At 49.0% G+C, this 25,734-nt stretch carries 23 protein-coding genes, 1 riboswitch and 1 other annotated feature; of the genes, 1 reads left to right on the forward strand and 22 read right to left on the reverse strand.

Annotated elements, in window-relative coordinates:
* Positions 1-85: 85 nt before the first annotated feature.
* Positions 86-1,792 carry an Rqc2 family fibronectin-binding protein gene (locus C5I45_RS11690; RefSeq protein WP_107994592.1) on the forward strand — a complete coding sequence of 569 codons (1,707 nt, stop codon included), beginning with the start codon at positions 86-88 and terminating at the stop codon, positions 1,790-1,792.
* A gap of 423 nt (positions 1,793-2,215) precedes the next feature.
* Here C5I45_RS11690 and C5I45_RS11700 read toward each other — a convergent pair whose 3' ends face one another.
* The 22 genes from C5I45_RS11700 to divIVA form a co-directional block, all read right to left on the reverse strand.
* Positions 2,216-2,704, reverse strand: coding sequence for a precorrin-2 dehydrogenase/sirohydrochlorin ferrochelatase family protein (locus C5I45_RS11700; RefSeq protein WP_015388251.1), 489 nt, complete (start codon positions 2,702-2,704; stop codon positions 2,216-2,218).
* The gene (locus C5I45_RS11705; RefSeq protein WP_003154360.1) at positions 2,685-3,470 is read right to left on the reverse strand and encodes a sirohydrochlorin chelatase; all 786 of its coding nucleotides are present in this window, start codon (positions 3,468-3,470) and stop codon (positions 2,685-2,687) included. The genes C5I45_RS11700 and C5I45_RS11705 overlap by 20 nt, the downstream gene beginning before the upstream one ends.
* Positions 3,471-4,244, reverse strand: a complete 774-nt coding sequence (gene cobA, locus C5I45_RS11710; protein ID WP_025851340.1) for a uroporphyrinogen-III C-methyltransferase — start codon at positions 4,242-4,244, stop codon at positions 3,471-3,473. It abuts the gene before it with no gap.
* A gap of 124 nt (positions 4,245-4,368) precedes the next feature.
* Entirely contained in the window at positions 4,369-4,962 is a 594-nt protein-coding gene (gene cysC, locus C5I45_RS11715; RefSeq protein WP_003154363.1) for an adenylyl-sulfate kinase, read from the reverse strand.
* Between the two features lie 13 nt (positions 4,963-4,975).
* A complete protein-coding gene (gene sat / locus C5I45_RS11720; RefSeq protein WP_024085289.1) occupies positions 4,976-6,124 on the reverse strand; it encodes a sulfate adenylyltransferase in 1,149 nt (382 codons plus the stop codon).
* A gap of 48 nt (positions 6,125-6,172) precedes the next feature.
* Positions 6,173-7,237 carry a sulfate permease gene (locus tag C5I45_RS11725; protein WP_003154367.1) on the reverse strand — a complete coding sequence of 355 codons (1,065 nt, stop codon included), beginning with the start codon at positions 7,235-7,237 and terminating at the stop codon, positions 6,173-6,175.
* A 12-nt stretch (positions 7,238-7,249) separates the two neighbouring features.
* Positions 7,250-7,951 (reverse strand): phosphoadenylyl-sulfate reductase, encoded by a 702-nt coding sequence (locus C5I45_RS11730; protein ID WP_003154369.1) that lies wholly within the window; start codon positions 7,949-7,951, stop codon positions 7,250-7,252.
* A gap of 127 nt (positions 7,952-8,078) precedes the next feature.
* Positions 8,079-8,183: riboswitch (SAM riboswitch) on the reverse strand.
* A gap of 101 nt (positions 8,184-8,284) precedes the next feature.
* Positions 8,285-8,917 carry an orotate phosphoribosyltransferase gene (gene pyrE / locus C5I45_RS11735; RefSeq protein WP_007611309.1) on the reverse strand — a complete coding sequence of 211 codons (633 nt, stop codon included), beginning with the start codon at positions 8,915-8,917 and terminating at the stop codon, positions 8,285-8,287.
* Positions 8,914-9,633, reverse strand: coding sequence for an orotidine-5'-phosphate decarboxylase (pyrF, locus tag C5I45_RS11740; protein WP_015388255.1), 720 nt, complete (start codon positions 9,631-9,633; stop codon positions 8,914-8,916). Before pyrF ends, pyrE begins: the two co-directional genes overlap by 4 nt.
* Positions 9,602-10,537 (reverse strand): dihydroorotate dehydrogenase, encoded by a 936-nt coding sequence (locus C5I45_RS11745; protein ID WP_025851348.1) that lies wholly within the window; start codon positions 10,535-10,537, stop codon positions 9,602-9,604. Before C5I45_RS11745 ends, pyrF begins: the two co-directional genes overlap by 32 nt.
* On the reverse strand, positions 10,537-11,307 hold the full coding sequence (locus C5I45_RS11750; RefSeq protein WP_014304981.1) for a dihydroorotate dehydrogenase electron transfer subunit: 771 nt from the start codon (positions 11,305-11,307) through the stop codon (positions 10,537-10,539). Before C5I45_RS11750 ends, C5I45_RS11745 begins: the two co-directional genes overlap by 1 nt.
* On the reverse strand, positions 11,304-14,519 hold the full coding sequence (gene carB, locus C5I45_RS11755) for a carbamoyl-phosphate synthase (glutamine-hydrolyzing) large subunit (RefSeq protein ID WP_107994398.1): 3,216 nt from the start codon (positions 14,517-14,519) through the stop codon (positions 11,304-11,306). Before carB ends, C5I45_RS11750 begins: the two co-directional genes overlap by 4 nt.
* Positions 14,504-15,598, reverse strand: coding sequence for a carbamoyl phosphate synthase small subunit (locus C5I45_RS11760; RefSeq protein WP_007409730.1), 1,095 nt, complete (start codon positions 15,596-15,598; stop codon positions 14,504-14,506). Before C5I45_RS11760 ends, carB begins: the two co-directional genes overlap by 16 nt.
* Entirely contained in the window at positions 15,595-16,881 is a 1,287-nt protein-coding gene (locus C5I45_RS11765; RefSeq protein WP_107994399.1) for a dihydroorotase, read from the reverse strand. Before C5I45_RS11765 ends, C5I45_RS11760 begins: the two co-directional genes overlap by 4 nt.
* Positions 16,865-17,779, reverse strand: a complete 915-nt coding sequence (locus tag C5I45_RS11770; RefSeq protein ID WP_107994400.1) for an aspartate carbamoyltransferase catalytic subunit — start codon at positions 17,777-17,779, stop codon at positions 16,865-16,867. The genes C5I45_RS11765 and C5I45_RS11770 overlap by 17 nt, the downstream gene beginning before the upstream one ends.
* A gap of 141 nt (positions 17,780-17,920) precedes the next feature.
* Positions 17,921-19,231 (reverse strand): uracil permease PyrP, encoded by a 1,311-nt coding sequence (pyrP, locus tag C5I45_RS11775; RefSeq protein ID WP_003154389.1) that lies wholly within the window; start codon positions 19,229-19,231, stop codon positions 17,921-17,923.
* 154 nt (positions 19,232-19,385) lie between these two features.
* Positions 19,386-19,931 (reverse strand): bifunctional pyrimidine operon transcriptional regulator/uracil phosphoribosyltransferase, encoded by a 546-nt coding sequence (gene pyrR, locus C5I45_RS11780; protein ID WP_003154392.1) that lies wholly within the window; start codon positions 19,929-19,931, stop codon positions 19,386-19,388.
* A 188-nt stretch (positions 19,932-20,119) separates the two neighbouring features.
* Positions 20,120-21,034, reverse strand: a complete 915-nt coding sequence (locus tag C5I45_RS11785) for an RluA family pseudouridine synthase (protein ID WP_003154395.1) — start codon at positions 21,032-21,034, stop codon at positions 20,120-20,122.
* 1 nt (position 21,035) lies between these two features.
* Entirely contained in the window at positions 21,036-21,497 is a 462-nt protein-coding gene (lspA, locus tag C5I45_RS11790; RefSeq protein ID WP_003154398.1) for a signal peptidase II, read from the reverse strand.
* A gap of 101 nt (positions 21,498-21,598) precedes the next feature.
* Complete coding sequence (locus C5I45_RS11795; protein ID WP_014304976.1) at positions 21,599-21,970, reverse strand: TraR/DksA family transcriptional regulator; 372 nt, start codon at positions 21,968-21,970, stop codon at positions 21,599-21,601.
* Positions 21,971-22,119: 149 nt separating this feature from the next.
* Positions 22,120-24,885, reverse strand: coding sequence for an isoleucine--tRNA ligase (ileS, locus tag C5I45_RS11800; RefSeq protein WP_024085284.1), 2,766 nt, complete (start codon positions 24,883-24,885; stop codon positions 22,120-22,122).
* A gap of 51 nt (positions 24,886-24,936) precedes the next feature.
* Positions 24,937-25,165 (reverse strand) — a binding site (T-box leader).
* A gap of 61 nt (positions 25,166-25,226) precedes the next feature.
* Positions 25,227-25,721: a septum site-determining protein DivIVA gene (gene divIVA / locus C5I45_RS11810; RefSeq protein ID WP_003154406.1), complete on the reverse strand. Its 495-nt coding sequence runs from the start codon at positions 25,719-25,721 to the stop codon at positions 25,227-25,229.
* Positions 25,722-25,734 lie beyond the last annotated feature (13 nt).

Below are 25,734 nucleotides of genomic sequence, written 5' to 3' on the forward strand. Positions count from 1 at the left end.
TGTCACTCTGTAAACAAGCTTATTCTGACTCGTCCCTTTTCATGCTATAATTATCGAATGCAGGAAGAAGGAAAGGGTGTTTTATATGTCTTTTGATGGCATGTTTACATACGGAATGACACATGAATTAAACAGCCGAATTGCCGGAGGACGGATCACGAGAGTCCATCAGCCTTTTAAGCACGATGTGATATTCCATATCCGCGCCAACGGAAAAAACCACAAATTATTATTGTCGGCGCATCCGAGCTATTCACGGGTGCACATGACAAACCAGGCCTATGAAAATCCGAGCGAGCCGCCGATGTTTTGTATGCTGCTCAGAAAGCATATAGAAGGCGGATTTATTGAGAAAATAGAACAGGCCGGATTAGACCGGATTATGATATTCCGCATAAAAAGCAGAAATGAAATCGGCGACGAAACCGTAAGAACGCTGTATGTTGAAATTATGGGACGGCACAGCAATATTATTCTGACTGACGGAGAAGGATCCATCATCGACGGGCTGAAGCATTTATCTCCGTCGATGAACAGCTACCGGACCGTTCTGCCGGGCTATGATTACAAGCTTCCTCCCGCTCAGGAAAAAATTTCGCCGCTTGCCGCGGATGAAGAGGACGTTTTGCGTTATCTCAGTTTTCAGGAAGGACGGCTTGACCAGCAGATCGTCAGACATTTTTCCGGTGTTTCTCCGCTGTTTGCAAAAGAAGCCGTGCACAGAGCGGGTCTCGCTAACAAAATAACGCTGCCGAAGACGCTGATTGAAATGTTCCATGCCGTGAAAGATTGCAGGTTTACACCGAACATTACGACAGCCGGCGGAAAGGAATACTTTTATCTCCTGTCTCTCACACATGTAAACGGAGAGGAGCGCACCTTTCACTCACTGAGTGAGCTGTTGGACCGGTTTTATTTCGGCAGAGCGGAACGCGACCGCGTCAAACAGCAGGCTCAGGATCTCGAGCGTTTTGTCGCAAATGAACGGAAAAAGAATGCCAATAAGATAAAAAAGCTGGAAAAGACGCTCGACTACTCAGAGAATGCGAAGGAATTCCAGCTATACGGCGAACTGCTGACGGCAAATTTGTATATGCTGAAAAAAGGTGACAAAGAAGCGGAAGTCATCAATTATTATGATGAAGAAAGTAAGACGGTGACCATCCCTTTAAATCCGAACAAAACACCGTCAGAAAACGCGCAGATGTATTTTACAAAGTATCAAAAGGCGAAGAATTCCGTCGAGGTGGTAAAAGAACAGATCCGTCTGGCCGAGGAGGAAATCGCTTATTTCGATCAGCTGATCCAGCAGCTCTCCTCCGCCTCCACAAAGGATATTCACGAAATAAGGGAAGAGCTTGTGGAAGGCAAATATCTGCGGCCGAAACAGCAGAGAGGACAGAAAAAACAGAAGCAGCACGTTCCTGTTTTGGAGCAATATGAATCTTCACGGGGATTGACGATTCTTGTCGGCAAAAACAATAAACAAAATGAGTACTTAACGACAAAAGCTGCCGCGAGGGATGATTTATGGTTCCACACGAAAGACATTCCGGGTTCCCACGTTGTGATTAAAAGCAGCGATCCGGATGAACAATCCATACTGGAGGCCGCTGCAATCGCCGCTTATTTTTCCAAAGCGAAAGATTCCGGCTCCGTTCCGGTTGATTATACAAAAATCAGACATGTGAAAAAGCCAAACGGCGCAAAGCCCGGATTTGTCACCTATGACAGCCAGCATACCGTATTTGTCACACCTGATGCCGACCTTGTCATACGGCTGAAAAAATAAACGCACCTCCAAGCTGAAACCCGCACTCGGCTTGGAGGTGTTTTTTTATTACGTATAAACGGAGACGAAACTCTCCCAGCCGTCAGAACCGATCTTTACAGTATCAGATCAGTTTCCCGTCATGTCTGCCTGATCCGCCGGGCCGTCTGTGATAAAACGGTCACACCTGGTTTGGCGGCGGATACATTCACCTTCCCTCGCCGAACCTGAGCACATCCGGGCGGGTCTCTGACCTTTCCTTTGTATGCGGGCGAAATCCAGGCGGCATCGGGATCACATACATATTCCGCATCACTTCGCAATCCTGACCGCTTGTCGGCATATACCATTCAAACTGCCCGCTTTCATTTTGAATTTTTCACATTCGGCGGACTGTCAGGACAGTATAAAAAACACCCTGCCTGATGACAGACAGGGTGTTTTTTATGGTCTTCTTCTTTTCTCAAATAATCGATCCACTTCTTCAGCCAAATCAGCAGTAATAAGAGGCTTTATGTCCTCAGCCAGTCTTTTCGTATGTGCAGGGCTTGCGCCGCTTGTTGATACGGATACTTGAATGCGCCCTTTGCGGATGATCTTCGGCATATACACGCTGCCCCGTTCAGCCTCGCTTACACAATTGACCAGCTGCGTTTCAGAAGCGCCCTCGGCTATCTCCCGATTCACGCTGCGGTCATTTGTCGCGGCAATGATGAAAAAAGCGGGCGCGAGATCCTTCATGTCAATTTTACGGGAAACCCAGCGGATACGTCCTTCATCCGCCAGCTGTTTAATTTCAGGCAGGGCATCGGGACTGATTACAGTAATATCCGCGCCTTCCGGAAGCACTGTTTTGAGTCTTCTTAAGGCAACATTGCCTCCGCCCGCGATGACAATTCTTTTTCCGCTGAGATTAATGTGCAGAGGCAGCATACTGTCCCCCCTTAAAATCAAACTGCCCGCCGGGGTTTCGGACAGCTTCCGTCACACGGTTCAAAAACGCCTGCTTAATATGCGGGTGAAAACCTAAGTATGAAGCGAGATGAACATTTTGATTGACCGTTTGAAGCTTTTGAACTTCCCGTTCAATCTCAGTCATTAAAAGCCCGGTAAACAGAAGATATGGAACGATAAAAACGGGTGCTCCGTCATCCTCTTCAAGGCCGGCAAACACTTCTTTATAGTGCGGGTCACATGCTGTTAAAAAACAGGGGATGACTTCTTTAACAGGTGTAATCGCCTCAAGTTTTCCGGCAATCTCACTGACTGCGCTTTTAACTGCCGGATCTGTGCTTCCTCTTCCGATCAGCACCACTTTCGCCTGCTCAATGGGCACTCCGGTATCTTCAATGCGATGATGGACCGCTTTTACGACTTCATCGTCTACTCCGATCGGAACACCATATGTCACTTTTATATCGGGATGCAGGGCCGCCGCACGGGCGATTTCAGCCGGAATGTCATGTTTCGCGTGGGCAGCGGTCAACAGCAGCAAAGGCACAGCCGCAATATGAGTGGCGCCTTGTCTGACACAAGCTTCAAATCCCGCTTCAATAGACGGTTCCTGCAGTTCTAAAAAACAGATTTCCTGAATGGGAGCGTCAGCGTGCGGCATGCACCCTTTTAAAAACGCCGCCGACTCTGTCTGCGCTTTTTTCAGCCTGCTTCCGTGTCCGATATATAAAATCGCCTGCTTCATTTACAACGCCTCGCTCAAATCCGGATTTTTCTGATCAGATGCATACCAGTCCAGTGTGCAGTGATAATTGACGACATCACCGATAACAATTAAACTCGGGTTTTTGATTTCTTCTTTTATCACTGTGTCTGAAAGCGTGCCGACGGTGCAGACGACTGTTTTTTGCCTGTCCGTCGTCCCCCAATGAATAAAGGCTGCCGGAGTGCCGCCGTCTCTGCCGTTTTCCAGCAGCATTCTTTCAATCTGCCGGATATTTTTAATTCCCATATAAATCACCAGCGTATCAATGCCCGTCGCCAGCGCTTTCCATTTTTCTTCAAAGTCGTCTTCTTGTTTATAATGCCCCGTAACGAATGCGACATTGGAGCTCGCCTCTCTGTGCGTCACCGGAATGCCGGCATAAGCAGCAGCCGCGATTCCTGATGTAATGCCGGGAACGATCTCAAACGGAATGGCGTTTTGCGCGAGAGCCTCCGCTTCTTCGCCTCCGCGGCCGAAAACAAACGGGTCGCCCCCCTTGAGCCTTACAACGGTTTTCCCCTTTTTCGCATACTTCACAAGGAAACGGTTGATCGTATCCTGTTTCATAATGTGAAAATCCGGGAGCTTGCCGCAGTAAATCAGATCCGCTTCTTCTCCGGCGTACTGTAAAATCTCTTTGTTTACCAATCTGTCATATAATATAACGTCCGCTTTCTGTATGGCTTTCATTGCCTTCACCGTTAATAAGTCCGGATCTCCCGGACCGGCTCCAACGATAAATACTTTCCCCATAGCATGTCTCCCCGATCCGTTTTGAAATCTTCCCAGAACAGCCGCGAGGCCGCACTTCAGCTATTTTACCATATCCCGCCATTGCGGGGGATATCCGGCTGATTGCGCGGCCTTTTTGGACCTATTATGCTAAGCTGTTTTTCACAAAGTCAACCAGTCTTCCGGTGCATTCTTCACGTTCAAATTTGCCTGAATCAAGTACGAGCTCAGGCGCTTTCGGCTCTTCATACGGTGAGTCGATCCCCGTAAAGAACGGAATTTCACCATTTCTTGCTTTTTTATATAACCCTTTCGGATCGCGCTTTTCACATATATCGAGGTCGCATTTCACGTAGATTTCATTAAATTCGCCCTCTGCCACAAGCTCTCTCACCTGATCTCTGTCCTCACGGAACGGAGAAATAAAAGCCGTGATGACGATGGTTCCCTGCTGAACGAAAAGCTTCGCCACTTCCCCGATGCGGCGTATATTTTCCTTGCGGTCATCATCGGAAAAACCTAAGTCCTTGTTTAAGCCGTGGCGGATGTTATCACCATCAAGCACAATGACTTGATAGCCTTGTTCAAACAGCTCGCGCGCTGCGGCGTTTGCAATTGTGGATTTCCCTGAACCGCTTAAGCCCGTCAGCCAGAGGATAGAGCTTTTATGCTTGTTTTTCTGCTGGTATTCTTCTTTCGTTATTGAGGCTTCATGCCATACGATATCACGATTTGTCACTCTATTTTCCTCCTTAAGAAACGCCTGCTTCTTCTTTCGTTTTCAGCCCTTTAATCAACACCTCGACAACTTCAGGACGGCTGAATTCCGCCGGCGGCATGACGCCGCTTCGCAGCATTTCTCTGACCTTTGTTCCTGACAGAATGACGTGGTCTTCTCTGTCATGCGGGCATGTTTTGGCCGTTCCCATGTTGCCGCATTTCTGGCAGAAGAAGCTGTGCTCGAATTTCATCGGTGTAATCCCGAGTTCATCCGCTGTAAATTGATCAAACAGCTCTTGCGCTTCATATGTGCCGTAGTAATCACCGACGCCGGCATGATCGCGGCCGACAATAAAATGCGTGCAGCCGTAGTTTTTGCGGACAAGCGCGTGGAAAATGGCTTCTCTCGGCCCCGCATACCGCATTGCCGCCAAAAACACGCCGAGGAATACGCGGTCTTTCGGATAATAATGATCGAGCAGCACCTGGTAGCTTTCCATTCTGACATCCGCCGGAATGTCATCTGATTTTGTTTCACCGACGAGCGGGTTCAAAAACAGGCCGTCAACCGTCTCAAGCGCGGTTTTTTGGATATATTCGTGGGCGCGGTGGACCGGATTTCTCGTTTGGAAACCGACGATGGTTTTCCAGCCTTTTTCTTCGAAGCTTCGTCTTGTATCGGCAGGTTCAAATGTAAACTCAGGAAACTGCTTTGACGCTTTTTTAATTAATGTGATCGGCCCGCCGACATACGTATCGCCGCGTGAAAATAATTTTTTCACGCCCGGATGCGCGGCATCATCGGTTTTATATACGTGAACGGCTTCTTTTTGTTTATCCGGCGTATAAATATCTTCGATGTCGACGACACCGTATGTTTCTCCGCCGTAAGTCAGTTTCACCGTGTCGCCGACGGCAAGCTCAGCCGCTTTTTCTGAATCGACCGGAAGCGTGATCGGCAGGGACCAGACAACCCCTGATGCCAGACGCATATTTTCAACGACTGACACGTAATCTTTTTCTGTGAAAAATCCTTCAATCGGGCTGTACCCCCCGATCCCGATCAGCTCTAAATCAGCGAACGAAATCAAATCAAGCTCAATTTCTTTGTGGACGGATGTAAGATCATACTGCTCATTCACCCGATTAATTAATGTTCCTCCGTGCGGTGCTAAACTCATAATACATGATTCCTCCCAGTTAACAGATAAATAAACTCAGATTAATAGTTAAATGCCCCCGCCTTGTTCATGGACAGAGCGTTTCTCTTTTCGGATGGCTTTCATCAGACTGGCGGCTCCGCCAGCTGCCAAAAGCACGCTGGCCATCATAAAGATGGAATAGTAATCTCCTTTTAACAGCAGGGAGACAAGCAGATACGAAATCGACAGTGACAAAAACGGCGAAACAACCCATACTTTGAGCATCGTTTTCACGACTTCTTTATGAAAAACGTTCGGCCCGTTTTTGGCCATTCCGATACCGATAATTGATGATGATGTGACTTGCGCCAATGGGACCGGCAGACCGAAGACGGAACTGATAATGACAAGCCCCGCACCGGTTCCTGAAAGCAGTATGCCTTCTCCGGCTGAAAACCTCGTAATCTTTTTCCCGTTGGTTTCAAGCACTTTGCGTCCTAAAAGCAGAGCGCCGAGAGCGACAAAGATGCCTCCGTACAGCGTTCCTTTTGACACGCTGAGTACGCCCGCAGCCACCAAAGGGCCCACCGCATTTGCGACATTGTTCATTCCGGCTGAAAAAGCTTCCCAAAAACCCGCAAAAAGCAGCACAATTCCTAAAATCTTCTGTTTCCGTTTCGAAATGACTCGAATATTCAGAGAACTGAATACCTTCGATACGAGAAAAGTGAAACAGAACGCGACGAACGGTACGAGCACCCAAAAAATCACGATGACCAAAAGATGCTGTAAAAACAATACTTTGTACGCGACGCCGACACCGACAATCGCCCCGACAGTGACCTCACTCGTCGACAGCGGAATGCCGAGCACATTCGCCGTGAATAACGATAGCGCCGCCGCTCCGATTATAATGCAGACAATGGTGAGCGTAATGGTTTGTTCGGGAATGATTCCGCCGCTGATCGTCTTAACGACTTCACCGCCGCCGATAACCGCCCCTGACAGGACTCCGGCCGCGCAGATGATCAGCGCATACGTTTTCTTTTTAACGGCGCCGGACCCGTAAGCGACTCCCATTGATGCCGCGGCTCCGCTGGCTCCGATATTCATGGCAAAAAACAGACAGAATAAAATAGCGGCTAATTCCATCGGGCAGCTCCTTTATTCATGCAGTCCGCATTCTGTTTTCGCCATGCCGTTCCATCTGCCGCTCCGCAAATCTTCCGCGGTAAACGCAGGTGAAGTGCACGGTTCACAGCCGATGCTCGGATACCCCTGATCATGGAGGATATTGTAATCCAGCTCATGCTTGGAAGTATATCTCCAGATGTCTTTCCATGTCCAATGGATCAGCGGGCATACTTTAATCGATTGAAACTTGTCGTCTTTATTCAGGAAATTCGTATTCGCCCGGCTCGGCCCTTGATCCCGGCGAAGGCCGGACAGCCATGCCGGATGCCCTGCGAGCGCTTCTCTTAACGGCAGAATTTTTCTGATGTAGCAGCACTGGTTCGGTTCTCTTTCCCACAGTTTATCTCCGTGAGCCTCGGCCTGTTCCTCGAGAGTAAGGCTGGGCTTTTTCAGGATAATGTTCAGCCCCGGATAACGTTCTTTCACTTTTTCGATCGTTTCATATGTTTCTTTAAAGTGAAGACCCGTATCGAGAAACACGATTTCCGCGTCTTTCTTTACTTTAGAAATTAAATCGATCAGGACGATGCCCTCAATCCCGAAGCTGCACGCGTAAACAAGCTGGTCTCCGTAGTGGCCGTATGCCCATTTTAAAACGGACAGCGCGCCTTTATAGGAATCGTCTTCCGGAAATGTAATCGCCGGTTCCTCCCATGTGTCATACGTTAGCATTTTTTCTTTCCTCCTCCCGGAGACAATCAAACAGCTGTTGTTCTCTGCCGGTTGTCTTATCCCTCAATCTTTTTTTCATATAAAAAACTTTCAATCCAGCGGAATGAAAGACAGTGACCCGGTATAGCCCTTATCTTCAAAATGCTGTGCATTTTTCTGGATGCGGCACCTTGCAATACACGCAGGTTGCCGGGCGTCATCGGTCCAGTCCCTCAGCCGCTCTTGATAAGCTTTTTAGATTTGTACTAAATTTTAGCACAATTCTAACAGAAGTCAACCCGAGTTTTTTGATAGGAATAATAAAACAGGCTCTGAGGCCTGTTTTTATTGTCATTATTTTTTAAACCAATCTTTTGACTCGGGATTCAGTTTCCATGATTTCAGTTTTTCAATGTCAGCTGAATGAATCGTTCCGTTTTCAAGCGCGACTTCAATCAGCGTGTCATAATCGGTTAACGAGTAATAAGGAAGACCCGCTTTTTTAAAGGCTTCTTTTGCTTTCGGCAGTCCGTATGTAAAAATGGAAATGACGCCGAGGACTTCCGCGCCCTCTCTTTGAAGGGCCGCCGCAGCTTCAAGCACGCTGCCCCCGGTAGAAATCAAGTCTTCAATCACGACTGTTTTTTGTCCTTTCTTAATGGCGCCTTCTATTTGATTTCCTTTGCCGTGCGCTTTCGGTTTGCTTCTGACGTAGCACATCGGCGCGCCTGTACGGTCTGCGAGAAGCGCAGCATGCGGAATGCCCGCCGTTGCAGTGCCCGCGATCATCTCCGCCTCGGGAAAATGCTCTTTCAGCAGTTTGCCGAGCCCGTCCGCCACATCATTTCTCACTTTTGGATACGACAATGTCAGACGGTTGTCACAATAGATCGGTGATAAAATGCCGCTCGCCCACGTAAACGGCTCATTCGGGCGTAAAAAGACAGCTTCAATGTGTAATAGATGTTTTGCGATAGCCTGTTTCATCGGCGAACGCCCTCCCATTCCAGTTTAATTGCTTCATATGCTTTAACGGGGTTTTCCGCTTTTGTAATTGAGCGGCCCACGACGATGGCTGACGAACCGTTTTCTTTCGCAAATGACGGAGTCGCCGTACGGACTTGATCGTCAGCTGCGTCACTGGCGGTGCGGATGCCCGGCGTGACTGTCAGAAATGAAGGCCGGACCGCTTCATAAATGGCTTTTGTTTCATGGACCGAACATACCACTCCGTCCAGCCCGCACTCTTCCGCCATTTTGCCGTAATGCACAACCGTTTCTAACAGCGGCTTATGCAGCAGAAGCTCTTCCCTCGCCACCTGCTCTGAAGTGCTGGTCAGCTGAGTCACCGCGATTAAAGACGGGCGTTTTCTGCCTGCCGGCGTGCCTTCTTCAAGCCCCTCAAGGGCCGCGCGCATCATGCGTGCACCCCCTGCCGCATGCACATTGACGAGATCAACGCCGAGGCCGGCCAGCCGCTTCATCGCTTTATTGACCGTAGTCGGGATATCATGAAGCTTTAAATCTAAAAATATATCACAGTTCCGTTCTTTTAATTGGTGAATGATGGCGGGGCCTTCCTGATAAAAAAGTTCCATCCCCGTTTTGACAAAGAGCCTTTCCTTTTTAAACAAGTCTAAAAACGTTAAAGTCTCTTCCCCTGATGCAAAATCAAGCGCGATGATGGGCAGGTTGTTTTTCATGTTTCCAGCTCCTTCCGATGCATTCACTTACAGATTGAAAGCCGTGTTGGCGCAGCACATGGGGGAGCTGTTCTATGATTTCCGGGCAGACGAACGGATTGACGAAGTTCGCCGTGCCGACGGCAACCGCACTCGCTCCCGCAAGAAGAAATTCTAATGCATCCTCTGCGGTCTGAGCGCCGCCCATCCCGATAATCGGAATTTGAACGGCCTGGCTGACTTCGTATACCATCCGGATGGCGACCGGTTTGATCGCCGGGCCTGACAGTCCGCCCGTTTTATTTGCTAAAATCGGCCGGCCCGTCTTGAGATCGAGCCTCATCCCGATGAGAGTATTAATCATCGTCAGACCGTCAGCACCGGCCGCTTCAATCGCTTTGGCAATTTCGGTTATGTTTGCGACATTAGGCGAAAGCTTCACATACACAGGCACTGCGGAAACTTCTTTCACCGCTTTTGTCAGTTCGGCCGCCATGACGGGATCAGTACCAAAAGCAATCCCCCCCGTTTTGACATTCGGACATGAAATGTTAAGCTCAAGCGCATGCACATTCGGCGCTTGGCTGATGTGCTCGGCCACTTCTTTATAGTCGTCCACCTGAGAACCGGCGACATTTGCGATAATCGGCGTGTCAAATTGTTCGAGCCAAGGCAGCTCGTGATTGAGCACATGCTCAAGGCCGGGATTTTGCAGTCCGATGGCATTCAGCATTCCCGCGCTTGTCTCCGCCACTCTCGGCGTCGGATTTCCGAAGCGGGCTTCGTTCGTCGTGGCTTTAATCATAATGCCTCCAAGGCATGATAAATCGTAAAATCCGGCATATTCTTTCCCGAAACCGAAACATCCGGAAGCGGGGATGATCGGGTTTTTCAATTGGAGACCCGGCAGATTCACCTCTAACATTACAGCGCCACCTCCTCAGCTTTAAATACCGGCCCGTCAAGGCAGACCTTTACATAGGATGTATCGCTTTCACCCGTGCGGCACACGCAGGCGAAGCAGGCCCCGATGCCGCAGCCCATCCGCTCTTCCATCGAAAGATAAACCTCTTTATGGCCGTACTGCTGCTTCAGAGCTTTCAGCATCGGTGTCGGTCCGCAGCTTAGCAGGACATCGAATTCGAGCTGCTTTTCACGGATGATATCGGTGACAAATCCTTTCTCTCCATATGTTCCGTCAGCCGTCGCCACATAAGTGTCTCCGTACGCACGGCATTCCTGTTCGTAAAAAACATCCTTTGCTGATTGAAATCCAAGCACATGAATGACGTTTACGCCTTTTTCCGTCAGGCGCTTTGACAGTTCCTGCAAAGGCGGAACCCCCACTCCGCCTCCGACTAACAGCGCGGTTTTGCCGGGTTCAATCCGCCGCACGGGAAATCCGTTGCCGAGAGGGCCGAGAACGTCTATTCTGCCGCCCTCTTTTTTCCCGGACAAAAGGCGCGTTCCCTCACCGTCAGCTCTGTAGATAACGGATACTTCATCCGCGGCGAAATTGACGTCCGCAATGCTGAGCGGTCTTCTTAATAGCGGTGTGACCGCGTCACTCACCTTCAGATGAAGAAATTGTCCCGGCTCGGTAAGGTGCCGGACAAGCTCTCCTTTCAGCACCATCTTATAAATCCGGTCGGCAATTTCTAAGTTGGATTGAACAGTCAAATGCGCTTTTTTCATATCGTGACTGCCGCCTTTTGATTGGTTTCGGATGCAGGCATATGATCCGCCCGGAATGTCATGCTTTCCAATACCCGCAAAATGGCTTCGGCCGTATCTAAAGATGTCAGGCAGGCGACTCCGTTCTCAACGGATTCGCGGCGGATTCTGAAGCCGTCTCTGGCCGGCTGTTTGCCCTTTGTCAGCGTATTGATGACAAATTGCGCTTCTCCGTTTCTGATCACATCGAGCAGATTTTTCCCTTCTTCGCCGATTTTCCCGACGACTTGAGCCGGAATCTGAGCGTCTTTCAAATAAGCCGCCGTTCCTGCCGTCGCCAAGATTTTATAGCCGATGGCGTGGAACCGCTTGGCGATCAGCAGTCCTTCTTCTTTATCTTTATCAGCAACGGTCAACAGCACTGAGCCGTAGTTCGGGATTTGAATGCCAGAGGCAATCAGCGCTTTATAGAGCGCTTTTTCCAAGGTTGAATCTTTGCCCATGACCTCTCCCGTCGACTTCATTTCAGGGCCTAACGTAATATCCACTCTTCTCAGCTTCGCGAATGAGAAGACAGGCGCTTTCACGAACACCCCCTGCTGTTCAGGCTGCAGCCCCTCTTGATAGCCGAAATCAGCAAGCTTTTGGCCTAGAATGACCTTTGTCGCCAGATTCGCCATCGGAATCTTAGTGATTTTGCTTAAGAACGGCACGGTTCTGCTTGACCGCGGATTTACCTCAAGCACATACACCTCACCTTGCGAAAGTACGAACTGGATGTTCAGCAACCCGATGATGTTAAGGCCTTTTGCCAAGGCAACAGTGTATTGTTCGATTTTTTTCTTAATGTCTCCGCTTAAAGACTGAGGCGGATAGACGGCGATTGAATCCCCTGAATGGACGCCGGCCCGTTCGATATGCTCCATAATCCCCGGAATAACGACTGTTTCGCCGTCAGATACGGCATCGACTTCGATTTCTTTCCCCGTCAGATAACGGTCGATTAACACCGGATGCTGCGGGTTGATTTTGACCGCATTTTTCATATAGTGAAGCAGTTCTTCTTCGTGATAGACGATTTCCATCGCCCGGCCGCCGAGCACATACGAAGGGCGGACAAGTACCGGATAGCCGATGGATGCAGCGATTTTGACCGCTTCGTTCACCGACACGGCGGTTTTTCCGAGCGGCTGCGGCACATTCAGCGCCTCAAGCGCCTGCTCGAACTTATCCCGGTCTTCCGCACGGTCTAAATCTTCAAGTGATGTACCGAGAATTTTGACGCCGCGGGCGCTCAATTCTTCCGCAAGGTTGATCGCCGTCTGGCCGCCGAATTGGACAACAACGCCTTCCGGCTGTTCCAAATCGATGATGTGCATGACATCTTCTACCGTCAGCGGTTCAAAATACAGTTTGTCTGATATGCTGAAATCAGTGGACACCGTCTCCGGGTTGTTGTTGATAATAATCGCTTCATATCCTGCCTGCTTGATGGCCCAGACAGAATGAACGGTCGCATAGTCAAATTCGACGCCCTGTCCGATGCGGATCGGGCCGGAGCCGAGGACGACGACGCTTTTTCTTGATGTTACCTCAGACTCGTTTTCTTCCTCATATGTGCTGTAGAAGTACGGGGTTTCTGATTCGAATTCCGCCGCGCATGTATCCACCATTTTATATACAGGCTTGATGGCTGCTTCTTTTCGCATTTGATACAGCTCTTGTTCCGGCATATTCCATTCCCGGCTGATATATTTGTCGGAGAAACCGAGTTCCTTCGCTGTCTGCAGGACGGCGAGGCTGCCTTTTTCCGCTTTCAGCTCGGTTTCAAAAGCGACCAGCTTACAGAGCTTGTGCAAAAAGAATACGTCAATTGCGGAAAACTCATGAAGCTGCTCCACTGTGTAGCCTCTTCTGAACGCTTCTGCAAGATAAAACAGCCGTTCATCTCCGGCCTTTCTGATCCGTTTTTCCAAAAGCCCGTCAGAAATCTCTTCCGCATCCTTCAGTTCCAGGTGATAGACATCGGCTTCCAGTGAGCGGACCGCCTTTAACAGCGATTCTTCAAGGGTGCGTCCGATGGCCATGACCTCTCCGGTGGCTTTCATCTGCGTCCCGAGCCTGCGGTTTGCCGACTCAAATTTGTCGAACGGCCAGCGCGGGATTTTAGAAACGACATAGTCAAGCGCGGGCTCAAAAGCCGCATATGTTTTTCCCGTTACGGGATTCATCATTTCATCAAGAGAAAGCCCGACTGCGATTTTCGCCGCAAGCTTTGCGATCGGGTAACCCGTCGCTTTTGAAGCGAGGGCAGATGAGCGGCTCACCCGCGGATTCACTTCGATAATGTAATATTGGAAGCTGTCGGGATCGAGCGCGAGCTGAACATTACAGCCGCCTTCAATGCCGAGCGCGCGGATCAGCTTTAATGAAACATTGCGCAAAAGCTGATATTCCCGGTCGCTCAAAGTCTGGCTCGGGGCAACGACGATGCTGTCGCCCGTATGGATGCCGACCGGATCGATATTTTCCATGTTGCAGACGACGATCGCGTGATCTCTGCTGTCTCTCATGACTTCATATTCGATCTCTTTGTAACCGGCAATGCTTTTTTCCAGAAGGCACTGATGAACGGGGCTGAGCTTTAATCCGTTTTCGACGATCTCTTTCAGTTCCGCTTCATTCGAGCAGATGCCGCCGCCCGTTCCGCCTAATGTGTAAGCGGGGCGCACGATAACCGGAAACCCGATCCGGCCGACAAATTCCTCGGCTTCCTGTAAAGTGCGGATGATCTCACTTTCCGGCACCGGTTCATTCAGCTCATTCATCAGCGTACGGAATAAGTCGCGGTCTTCCGCCTGCTGGATGGCGGACAGCTTTGTGCCGAGCACTTCCACTCCGCATTCCTCAAGAACCCCGAGTTCAGACAGCTCGACGGCAAGATTCAGTCCGGTCTGTCCTCCCAGAGTCGGCAGGATGGCGTCCGGCCGTTCTTTTCTGATAATACGCGTGAGAAACTCCGGCGTCAGCGGTTCTATGTATACCCGATCAGCCATTTCCGTATCCGTCATAATCGTTGCCGGATTCGAGTTGACGAGAATGACTTCATAGCCTTCTTCCTTTAAAGCGAGACACGCCTGTGTGCCCGCATAATCAAATTCCGCCGCCTGTCCGATAATAATCGGGCCTGATCCGATCACTAAAATCTTTTTAATATCTACGCGTTTTGGCATACCGCTTCCCCTTCTTTCTCAGTTGTTTCGATCAAGTCAATGAATCTGTCAAATAAGTGATTGGCGTCTTCCGGTCCCGGTGAAGCTTCAGGGTGGTACTGAACCGTAAATGCCGGCAATGTTTTATGCTTGAGTCCTTCGATCGTTTGATCATTGATCGCAATGTGCGTCACTTCAAGCTCTGTCTCATCTATTGAAGAAACCGTATATCCGTGGTTTTGGGCTGTTAAAGCGACTTTCCCTGTCGCAAGCTCTTTAACCGGATGATTGGAACCCCTGTGTCCGAATTTCATTTTTTCCGTTTCCGCTCCCGATGCCAGCGCAAATAATTGATGGCCGAGACAGATTCCGAATAACGGCACCTTCCCGAGTATGCCTTTTATCATTTCAATGGCTTCCGGCACATCTTTCGGATCTCCGGGTCCGTTAGAAAGCATGATGCCGTCCGGCTTGAGCTGAAGCACTTCTTCCGCCGTTACATTGTACGGCACAACGATGACATCGCATTTTCTTTTGTTTAACTCTCTTAAGATGCCGTGCTTCATACCGAAATCGACGAGCACGATGCGTTTGCCGCGGCCCGGACTCGGATATGCCGTTTTCGCCGATACTTGAGCGACTTGATTTCTCGGCAGTTCCGTTTCTTTCAGCCTTGCAAGAACCTCTCCGACATTCTCCTCACTTGAAGCAAACGTTCCTTTTAATGCCCCGGCCGTGCGGATCATTCTGGTGAGTTTTCGCGTGTCGATCCCTTGTAAGCCGGGGATATTTTTCATTTTCAGATACTCATCAAGCGTGTAAGCCGAGCGCCAGTTGGAAGGCAGCTCGCACAGTTCTTTTACGATCAGCCCTTTTACAAAAGGAGTGATAGATTCAAAGTCATCTCTGTTAATTCCGTAGTTGCCGATCAGCGGATACGTCAGCGTCACGATCTGCCCGCAGTAAGAAGGGTCTGATAAAATTTCCTGATAACCGGTCATTCCCGTGTTGAATACGACTTCACCCGCGGTATGCTCCAGGCTCCCGAATGCTTCACCCTCAAATACCGCTCCATTTTCCAGCACTAGTCTTCTTTTCATTTGACGAGTCTCCCTTCTTCATATGCAAGCTTACCGGCAGCCATCGTTACAACAGGCCAGCCGAAGCACTTCATCTTGTTGAATGGCGTATTTTTTCCTTTAGATAAAAATGTATCTTTGTCAATGGCCGCTTCTTTGTCCAGATCAATCAGGGTGATGTCAGCCGGCGCCCCCGGTGCAAGCGTTCCGTACGGAAGACCGAATGCCTCGCAAGGTTTTACCGTCATGAAATCAACCAGCTGCTTCAGCGTCCACGCCCCGTTTTTCACAAAATGTGTGTACAGAAGCGGAAAGGCAGTTTCTAACCCGACAATACCGAAAGGCGCAAGCTTCATGTCCGTGTTTTTCTCTTCTTCTGTATGCGGCGCATGGTCAGTGGCGATGAAATCAATCGTACCGTCTAAAAGCCCTTCAATCAGCGCCTTTCTGTCCTCTTTGCTGCGAAGCGGCGGATTCATCTTAAAATTGGTATCAAGTCCCGGGATATCTTCGTCACAAAGCAGCAGGTGGTGCGGCGATACTTCCGCCGTCACGCGGATGCCCGCTTTTTTTGCGTCTCTTACGGCTCTGACGGATTCTTTCGTGCTGATATGACACACGTGGTAATGGCAGCCCGCCGCTTCCGCCAGCAGCCCATCACGGGCGATATGTACCGCTTCACAAATGGAAGGTATACCCTTCAGGCCGTTCGCTTTTGAAAAAGAACCTTCATGCACGCTCCCTCCGTAAATAAGCGAGTTATCCTCACAATGAGCGACAATCGCTTTATTTATTGAAGCCGCCCGTTTCATGGCTTCATACATCATTCCGGCCGTCTGAACGCCGACGCCGTCATCGGTGAAGGCGAATGCGCCCGCTTCATGAAGCGCCTCAAAATCTGTCATCTCTTCGCCGGTTTGTCTGATCGTAATCGATGCGTAAGGAAGGACCCTGACAGATGAGGTTTCTTTGATCCTGTTTTGCAGCCATTCCATCTGCTCTTTCGTATCCGGCACCGGCCTTGTATTCGGCATGGCGGCGACTGTGGTAAAACCGCCGCGCGCCGCGGCTTTAGAGCCCGTCTCAATGGTTTCTTTTTTCTCGCCGCCCGGTTCTCTGAAGTGGACATGAAGGTCTACGAGCCCAGGTGAAACGAACAGTCCCTCAGCGTCGATCACCGTTTCTCCGTCTTTCGCTGTCAGAAGCCCGGTTTCCGAAATGAATTCACCCGTTACCCGGATATCCTGTACCGCTTTTTCTCCCTGTTCATTTAATATCCAGCCGTTTTTAATGAGATAAGACATAAGCCGCTTCTCCCCTTTTCACATTGGTTTGCAGTGCTCTTTTTAAGACTGCCATTCTGATATACACACCATTTTCCACTTGTTTAAAGATTCTTGATTTTCCGCATTCCACTAATGTTGTGTCAATTTCGACTCCTCTGTTCACCGGTGCGGGATGCATGATGATAGCATGCCGCTTCATGCTCTCCGCCCGTTTTTCGGTCAGCCCGTATGCTTCCAGGTAGCCTTTTTGGTCGGCTTCTGTCTGATGCCTTTCATTTTGGATGCGGAGCAGCATGACGACATCTGAAGCTTGTATGGCTTCATCCGTCTGAACACAGGTGCCGAAGGCGTTTTTCTCATCCTGCCACTGCGGCGGCCCGGAAAACAGCACACGTGCGCCGAGCCTTGTCAGCACCTCGGCATTTGACCTTGCCACTCTGCTGTGTTTGATATCGCCATGAATGGAAACCGTCAGGCCCTGAAAGGTCTCAAATTCCTCTTGAATCGTCATTAAATCAAGCAATGACTGGGTCGGGTGCTGGCCGCAGCCGTCGCCAGCGTTTAAGATCGGAATATTGACTCTGCCGGTCAGATCTTTGTAATATTCATCCGTGCTGTGCCTGATGACACAGGCATCCGCTCCGATTGATTCCAGTGTTTTGACCGTGTCGTATAAGGACTCGCCTTTTTGAACGCTTGTGCTCGTGCCGTCTAAGCTGAGCACGTTCATCCCGAGTTTCTTTTCCGCCACTTCAAAGCTGAACCTCGTTCTCGTGCTCGGTTCAAAAAACAGATTCGCAACGAATTTTCCCGCGAGATCGGGACGGACTGCACCCTCTTTTATCGCTTTTGCCTCTCGCAGCAGTTCTGTAATTTCAGCCGCGCTCAGTTCAGACATCGCCGTTAAATGATTCATGTTTTTTCTCCTCCGTTTCCGCTTGAAGGCCGTAAAAAACACCCCGGTCTATAGACTCGGGGTGCGGTTAAAGAGAGAAGAGCCGTACAGCTTCTTCCCGTTATAACCCTTCCAAGCCTCTCTGGACTTTCTTTAAAAGGTTTACATATGATTTGGTTTTTCCGATGCAATCGCGTCTTCTTCATTTGCATGCGGCAGGATAAGGTTCAGGATGACTCCGACGATTGCCGCAAGCGCCATGCCGGATATTTGGAACCCGCCTTTTGATACTTGAATAAAAGCCCCTCCGACGCCGATGACGAGGATGACGGATGTGATAATTAAATTTCGCTTGTTTTCATAATCAATGTTGTTGTCAATCAACATTCTCAAGCCGCTGGAGGCAATGATTCCGAAGAGCAGGAAGGAAACGCCTCCCATAACCGCGGACGGAACAGAGCTGATCAGCGCTGAAACTTTGCCGATAAATCCGAAGCACAGCGCAATCACTCCTGCGCCGCCGATGACAAAGACGCTGAAAACTCTCGTAATTGCCAGGACACCGATGTTTTCGCCGTATGTTGTCGTCGGCGGGCCGCCGATTAACGAAGCGATAATCGTCGCTACGCTGTCCCCCATTATGGAGCGGTGCAGTCCCGGCTTTTTAATGAAATCCTGTCCGACGACTTTACTCAGCACCATTTGGTGGCCGATATGTTCTGACATCGTCACGAAAGCGACCGGCACCATCGCAGCGGCAATGCCCAATGTCACTGACGGCGTGTAGTCTTTGAAAGGGATGATAAATTCAGGAACGGCGAACCATTTTGCATCAATGACCGGCTGAAAATTGACGATGCCCTGTGTCAGCGCAAACAGATATCCGCCTATAATGCCGATCAATACCGGAATCAAGCTTAAAAATCCCCGTAAAAAGATGGCGCAGATAATGGTGATGGCCAAAGTGACGCCGGCTACACTGAAATGTTTCAGGCTGTAAACGAGTTCCTTCGCATTCGGATCAGCATACATTGCCATATTGACGGCTGTGCTTGCCAGTCCGAGGCCGATGACGATGATGACCGGCCCGACGACCACCGGGGGCAGCAGCTTCATCAGCCACCCCGTTCCAAGCTGCCTGATGAGAAGCGCGATCAGGCCGTACACAATTCCCGCCAGGAAAGCGCCGACCATGGCAGCCCCCGGCCCTCCCGTCGCCTTCACCAAGATAATCGGTGATATAAAGGCGAATGATGAGCCGAGATAAGCGGGAATCTGGCCTTTTGTCACCAAGAGATAGGCGAGTGTCCCGATTCCGCTCGTGACAAGCGCCACTGCCGGGCTCATTCCGACCAGTTTCGGCACGAGTATGGTTGAACCGAACATGGCGAATAAATGCTGCAGGCTGAATGACAGCCAGGACAATGGATTGGGGACGTCCCTGACTCCCAGGTTTACTTTTTTCTTACTCATGGCGTTTTCCTCCCGGTTGACTTTCAAATGGTATAAAAAAACCTCTTTGCTTTTTGCGCAAAGAGGCATACAAAGCCCGGCCGCGTCGATCCGCCCGGCTTTGTGTTTTAAAATCCTCTTTGCAAACTCTCTGGAATGCATTTAAAAAGGGTGATTATTCATTTTCGTAAATGGCGACCATATCAGTCTGATCAACTTCGCTCAGCTGAACCATCACTTTTTCAGCTTTTGAGGTCGGAATGTTTTTCCCGATATAGTCCGCTCTGATCGGCAGCTCCCGGTGTCCTCTGTCGACAAGCACGGCAAGCTGTATCGATGACGGCCGCCCGACATCAACGAGAGCATCCATCGCAGCTCTCACCGTCCGGCCGGTATAAAGCACATCATCAACCACAATGACCTTTTGGTCTGTGATATCGGCCGGAATGTCCGCGCCTTTTACAAGCGGCTCTTCATTGCTCGTTTTTTTTGTGAGATCATCACGGTAAAGGGTGATATCGATTTCCCCGACGGTGACCGGATTTCCTTCAATCTGTTCGATCCGCTCGGCCAGCCGCTTCGCTAAATAAATACCTCTTGTTTTAATCCCTACAAGAATGCAGTCATTCATTCCTTTATTCCGTTCGATCATTTCATGGGCTATCCTTGTCAGCGCCCTTCTGATGGCCTGTTCGTCGAGAATAACAGCTTTTTGATTCACTCGTGACACCTCTCCATTCGTATATAAGAAGAAAAAACCCCTCCTGCCAGAGCATAGAGGGGTTCCTTTCCAGGACCAAGACACACGTGTATCTCTTCTGTCCTATCCGTTATCCTTCTCAGCCTCTCTGGACTGTGTTAAAGAATCTATTCAGCTTGTTTTTATTATTTCAGAAAAGAAACTCGCTGTCAATGGCTATTTCTCAAATGTTCAATGAGTTTTTTCATGTCTTCAGGAAGGGGCGCTTCAAACTCCATGTATTCGCCCGTCCGCGGATGGTCAAAACCTAATATTCCGGCATGAAGCGCCTGACCGTTGAAATCAATGGTTTTTCTCGGTCCGTACTTCGGGTCGCCTGCCAAAGGAAATCCGATATATTTCATATGAACACGGATCTGATGCGTTCTTCCGGTTTCAAGACGGCACTCTACGAGCGTGAAATCTTGAAAACGCTCAAGCACGTGGAAATGCGTGACGGCATTTTTGCTGCTTTCTCTTGTTACGGTCATGCTTTGTCGGTCTTTTTTATCTCTCCCGATCGGAGCGTCAATCGTTCCGTCATCATGTGAAATCAACCCGTGGACAACCGCTGTGTACTTTCTCGTCACGGTTTTATTGACGAGCTGATTAACGAGTGATTCATGCGCCATATCGTTTTTGGCGACCATTAACAGGCCGGAGGTATCTTTATCAATCCGGTGGACGATTCCCGGGCGCATGACGCCGTTAATGCCGGAAAGATCATTGCAGTGAGCCATCAGTCCGTTTACGAGCGTCCCTGTCACATGGCCGGGAGCCGGATGTACGACCATGCCCCGCGGTTTGTTCACAACCAAGACATCCTGGTCTTCATAGTAAATGTCCAAATCCATCGGCTCTGCAAGCACGTCCAATTCTTCCGGTTCAGGAATAGTGACGTTTACCTGATCGCCGGGCTGCATTTTATAATTCGCTTTTACGGATTTGCCGTTAACGGATACCAGTCCCTCTTTTACCCATTGCTGCACTTGAGTGCGTGACCAGTTTTCTCCCGTTGAAGCCAAAAATTTATCAATCCGTTCGCTCTTTTGTTCAGGCTGAACGGTTATCTCAAATTGATTCATGTTATTGCTCCTTCTTTTTCCCGCTGTCAAACAGCATATGAATAAATAAAAGTATTACACCGACGCACAGTGAGGAGTCCGCGATATTAAAAATCGGATAGTGATAATCCACGATGATGACATGAATAAAATCCACCACTTCCTGGCGCGCCGCCCGGTCAATAAAGTTTCCGGCCGCACCTCCCAGCATTAAGCCGAGAGAAATTCCGAGTAACATCTGCCCTTTTGCATAACGCTGTATGTAATAAACGATTCCGATAATCACGGCGATGGTAATGACGTAGAAAAACCACATTTGGCCGGCTAAAATCCCCCACGCTGCTCCCGTGTTGCGATGAGATGTGATATAAAGCACCTGGTCGATGACAGGTATGCTTTGTCCCAATTCCATATGGCTGACGACAAGCCATTTGGTCAATTGGTCGGCAATAATAATAAAAAGAGCGATAAGATAATAAAGCACACACGTTCCTCCAGTATACAGTTACTTTTATCCTTTATGAATTTTATCAGTAAAAGATGCCAGAGTAAAGGCAGATCATAAGCGTATGCAAACAGACGCTGTCACTCATACAGCGCCTGATCATATGCATAATCTCCGGTTACCCAGTATGGAAGGGTTTTCTTTTCAAATTGAGCGGGATAATAAAAATCATCAGCGGTTCTGGCCGTCGGCAGCACCGCAAGTTTTTCAATCGGAATGGGGGCGCCTGTTTTTTCACAATAACCGTACGTATTGTTTTCAAACTTAGACAGGGCAAGAAGAACATCCTGAAGTTCTTCTTTTATATGATAGATCAGAGTTGCTTCTTGGTCGTTCATTGAAGGTTCAACAGATGCTGACATTTGAAAGCAAGAATATTCGAATAATCTTGATTGAAGTTCTTCTTTCATCATGAGAAGCTCCGTGTGGATTGCGGTCAGTTGATCATTCATTCATCACAACTCCTGCTCTTGATGTTATAGCTTTATTGTTGCCCTCAGAGCGCCATTTGAAGCCCATAAGAATTTTCCTGCCGTTCTAATCGATGACATTGCTGGCATGTAAAAAAGCGCCCGGCTGACACCGGGCGCTTTCTCATTTATTATTTTTGATAATATTTTTCAACGATTTCCGCATTGCGCAGTGATAATGTCGGATATTTCGGATTGGCTCCGACATCTTTAGAAATTACGCGGGAACGCTCACACATCTGGCCTTCCGCTTTTTCTACGGTCATTTTTCCTGTTGTAAAGCTTTGCGCGTTTTCCGGCGCTTCACTTTCGTCTTTTACTGTCAGTTCTGAGACGATAAACAGCTGCGCGATGTTTTCTTTAATGGATGACAAGAGGTCGCGGTTTTCTTTGTTCGGATACAAAGTCAGGCTCGCTTCCAATGATCTTCCGATAATTTTTTCGTTACGGGCTGTTTCCAAAGCTTTCAGCACGTCGTTTCGAAGCTCCATGAAGCGGTCGAATTTTTCTTCTGTCGCCTGACTGTCCGGAACAGCAATGGTTTCCGGCATATCTGTCAGCTGCACGCTCGCTTCTTCAACAAATGATAAGTGAGACCACATTTCATCCGCCGTATGCGGGAGAATCGGCGCCGTCAGTTTCACTAACGCCAGCAGCGTTTCATAGAAGACGGTCTGCATACTGCGGCGGTCCGGATGATCCGCATGCTCGATGTACACAACATCTTTTGCAAAATCAAGATAGAAGGAGCTGAGCTCGATCGTACAGAAATTGTGAATGCTGTGATAAACAACCGCAAATTCGTATTCATCATACGCTTTTTTCACCTTATCGATCAGCTTATTCAGCTTGATCAGCATATATTGATCCACTTCGCGGAGATCTTTTACATCCACGGCATTGACGCTTGGATCGAAATCGAACAGGTTGCCGTGAAGGAAGCGGAACGTGTTGCGGACTTTCCGATATACTTCCGCGACCTGCTTCAGAATATCTTCAGAAACCGGGTGATCGGCCTGATAGTTTACGGAAGATACCCATAAACGCAGAATTTCAGCTCCAAGCTGTTTTGCGATTTTTGTCGGGTCAATCGTATTGCCGAGTGATTTACTCATTTTACGGCCGTTTGCATCAAGTGTAAATCCGTGGCTTAATACGCCTTTATACGGCGCTTTGCCGGTGACTGCAACAGCAGTGGAAAGAGATGAGTTAAACCAGCCGCGGTATTGGTCAGAGCCTTCAAGGTATAAATCAGCCGGACGGACAAGATCATCTCGTTCTTCAAGAACGGCCTGATGGGAAGAACCTGAATCAAACCATACATCCATAATGTCTTGCTCTTTCGTGAAGATTCCGTTCGGGCTTCCCGGATGTGTAAATCCTTCCGGCAGGAGGTCTTTTGCCTCTCTTTCAAACCATACGTTTGAGCCGTGCTGTTTGAACAGCTCAGACACGTGTTCAATCGTTTCGTCAGTGATGATCGGCTCACCGTTTTCTGCATAAAATACCGGGATCGGAACACCCCAGACGCGCTGTCTTGAGATACACCAGTCACCGCGGTCGCGCACCATGTTGTAAAGGCGCTGTTCGCCCCACTCCGGCACCCACTTCGTTTGTTTGATGGCATCAAGCAGATCGGATCTGAAATCTTTAATTGACGCAAACCATTGCGCAGTCGCTCTGAAGATCGTCGGTTTTTTCGTTCTCCAGTCATGCGGATAGGAGTGTGTAATAAACTCGAGTTTCAAAAGCGCGCCGTTTTCTTCAAGCTTCTCCGTGATCGGTTTATTGGCTTTATCGTAAAACATTCCTTCAAAGCCCGGCGCTTCGTCGGTCATGTTTCCTTTTTCATCAACAGGGCACAGCACTTCTAAGCCGTACTTTTGGCCGACGATAAAGTCATCTTCCCCGTGGCCCGGGGCAGTATGAACACAGCCTGTTCCGGCATCGGTTGTGACGTGGTCACCGAGCATAACGAGTGAATCTCTGCCGTACAGCGGATGTTCTGCAGTGATGTATTCTAATTCTCTGCCTTTATATGATGCGACAACTTCAGGATTTTCAAAGCCGCATGCCTCCGCTACGTTTTCGATCAGTTCAGCCGCCACTACATAACGCTTGTCTCCAACCTTGATGACATTGTATTCAAGATCAGGATGAACGGAAATTCCGAGGTTGGCAGGCATCGTCCACGGCGTCGTCGTCCAGATGATGAAGCTTTCTCCGTTTTCCAGAACGCCTTTACCGTCTTTCACCTTAAACGCAACATAAATAGACGCGGAACGTTTGTCCTGATATTCAATTTCCGCTTCTGCTAAGGCAGATTCACTTGAAGGCGACCAGTTGACCGGCTTCAGACCTTTATAAATATAGCCTCTTTTCGCCATCTCGCCGAAAACGCGGATCTGCTGCGCTTCAAATTCAGGCTGAAGCGTAACATACGGGTTTTCCCAATCGCCTCTGACGCCGAGACGCTTGAATTGTTCGCGCTGTCTTTCGATCTGCTGCCATGCATAATCTTCGCAAAGCTTGCGGAAATCAGCGACGGACATTTCTTTCCGGTTTACTTTTTTGTTTTTCGTCAGCGCCGTTTCAATCGGCAGTCCGTGCGTATCCCAGCCCGGCACGTACGGTGCGTTGTAGCCGCTCATTGATTTATAGCGGACGATGAAGTCTTTCAGGATTTTGTTCAGGGCATGGCCCATGTGGATGTCTCCGTTTGCATAAGGAGGTCCGTCATGCAGCACGAATTTCGGGCGGTCTTTCGTCCGTTCTTGAACAAGACGGTAAATGTCCTGCTCCTCCCAGTCTTTTTGCATGTCCGGCTCACGATTCGGCAGATTTCCCCGCATCGGAAAATCTGTTTTCGGCATTAACAGCGTATCTTTGTAATCCATTTTCATTCCTCCACAACATTTTTCAGAAAATAAAAAAAGCCCTCTCATCCCATAAGGGACGAGAAAGCTTATCTCGCGGTACCACCCTTTTAGAAAAAACGGATCATCCGTCTTTTCCTCTCGAACATCGTAACGTGATGGAACGTCCTTTCCTACTCTAGGTTCAGAAAGGAAACTAAAGGGCTGATCTGCATGATTCCGGCCATCCCGGGCTTTCACCTTCCCCGGTTCGCTTTATAGCCTGTTTTGAGTCATGCCGGTCCCTTTCAATCGTCTTTTCATCTGAATTTATGAACGTATTATATTCGAACGGGCCGAAGAATGTCAAGAAAATCAGAAAATTATTCTTTTTCCTCAAATACCGCGTCGACTTCGTATTCCAGCAGATGATCCCAATCATCGTTCTTCAGCAGGTCGAGCTGCGCTTCAATCAGCATTTGGAAACGTGTTCTGAAGACTTTAGACTGTTTTTTCAGCTCTTCGATTTCCATTGCGATTTTTCTTGATTTGGAAAGCGACTCATTGATGATGCGATCGGCATTTTTTTCTGCTTCACGGACGATCAGCTTCGCTTCTTTCTGCGAGTTGCGCTTTACGTCTTCTGCGGCTTCCTGGGCTACGAGAATTGATTTATTCAGCGTTTCTTCGATATTGGCAAAGTGGCCGATTTTTTCGTCCAGCTCGTTCACTTTCGCCTCAAGCTCCGTTTTTTTACGGAGTGCGATTTCGTAATCTTTTCTGACCTGCATTAAAAATTCATTTACTTCATCTTCATCATATCCGCGAAAACCTTTTGTAAACGTTTTGTTATGGATATCATTCGGCGTTAATGGCATATTGCCACCTCCA

This window comes from Bacillus sp. ZY-1-1 (assembly GCF_003047165.1).
GTDB lineage: Bacteria > Bacillota > Bacilli > Bacillales > Bacillaceae > Bacillus > Bacillus velezensis.

Bases quoted from the DNA above. Each gene is read 5' to 3' on its own strand.
- C5I45_RS11725 (WP_003154367.1), bottom strand. From the start codon at position 7,237: ATGGAATTAGCCGCTATTTTATTCTGTCTGTTTTTTGCCATGAATATC.
- C5I45_RS11730 (WP_003154369.1), bottom strand. From the start codon at position 7,951: ATGCTAACGTATGACACATGGGAGGAACCGGCGATTACATTTCCGGAA.
- pyrE (WP_007611309.1), bottom strand. From the start codon at position 8,917: ATGAAACAGGCTATCGCAAAACATCTATTACACATTGAAGCTGTCTTT.
- C5I45_RS11770 (WP_107994400.1), bottom strand. From the start codon at position 17,779: ATGAATCATTTAACGGCGATGTCTGAACTGAGCGCGGCTGAAATTACA.
- ileS (WP_024085284.1), bottom strand. From the start codon at position 24,885: ATGGATTACAAAGATACGCTGTTAATGCCGAAAACAGATTTTCCGATG.
- C5I45_RS11750 (WP_014304981.1), bottom strand. From the start codon at position 11,307: ATGAAAAAAGCGCATTTGACTGTTCAATCCAACTTAGAAATTGCCGAC.
- C5I45_RS11745 (WP_025851348.1), bottom strand. From the start codon at position 10,537: ATGTTAGAGGTGAATCTGCCGGGTCTCCAATTGAAAAACCCGATCATC.
- divIVA (WP_003154406.1), bottom strand. From the start codon at position 25,721: ATGCCATTAACGCCGAATGATATCCATAACAAAACGTTTACAAAAGGT.
- sat (WP_024085289.1), bottom strand. From the start codon at position 6,124: ATGAGTTTAGCACCGCACGGAGGAACATTAATTAATCGGGTGAATGAG.
- pyrF (WP_015388255.1), bottom strand. From the start codon at position 9,633: ATGAAAAACAACCTGCCCATCATCGCGCTTGATTTTGCATCAGGGGAA.
- C5I45_RS11760 (WP_007409730.1), bottom strand. From the start codon at position 15,598: ATGAAAAGAAGACTAGTGCTGGAAAATGGAGCGGTATTTGAGGGTGAA.
- C5I45_RS11690 (WP_107994592.1), top strand. From the start codon at position 86: ATGTCTTTTGATGGCATGTTTACATACGGAATGACACATGAATTAAAC.
- C5I45_RS11785 (WP_003154395.1), bottom strand. From the start codon at position 21,034: ATGAATCAATTTGAGATAACCGTTCAGCCTGAACAAAAGAGCGAACGG.
- C5I45_RS11765 (WP_107994399.1), bottom strand. From the start codon at position 16,881: ATGTCTTATCTCATTAAAAACGGCTGGATATTAAATGAACAGGGAGAA.
- C5I45_RS11700 (WP_015388251.1), bottom strand. From the start codon at position 2,704: ATGCTGCCTCTGCACATTAATCTCAGCGGAAAAAGAATTGTCATCGCG.
- C5I45_RS11795 (WP_014304976.1), bottom strand. From the start codon at position 21,970: ATGAATGATCAACTGACCGCAATCCACACGGAGCTTCTCATGATGAAA.
- cobA (WP_025851340.1), bottom strand. From the start codon at position 4,244: ATGGGGAAAGTATTTATCGTTGGAGCCGGTCCGGGAGATCCGGACTTA.
- C5I45_RS11705 (WP_003154360.1), bottom strand. From the start codon at position 3,470: ATGAAGCAGGCGATTTTATATATCGGACACGGAAGCAGGCTGAAAAAA.
- pyrP (WP_003154389.1), bottom strand. From the start codon at position 19,231: ATGAGTAAGAAAAAAGTAAACCTGGGAGTCAGGGACGTCCCCAATCCA.
- carB (WP_107994398.1), bottom strand. From the start codon at position 14,519: ATGCCAAAACGCGTAGATATTAAAAAGATTTTAGTGATCGGATCAGGC.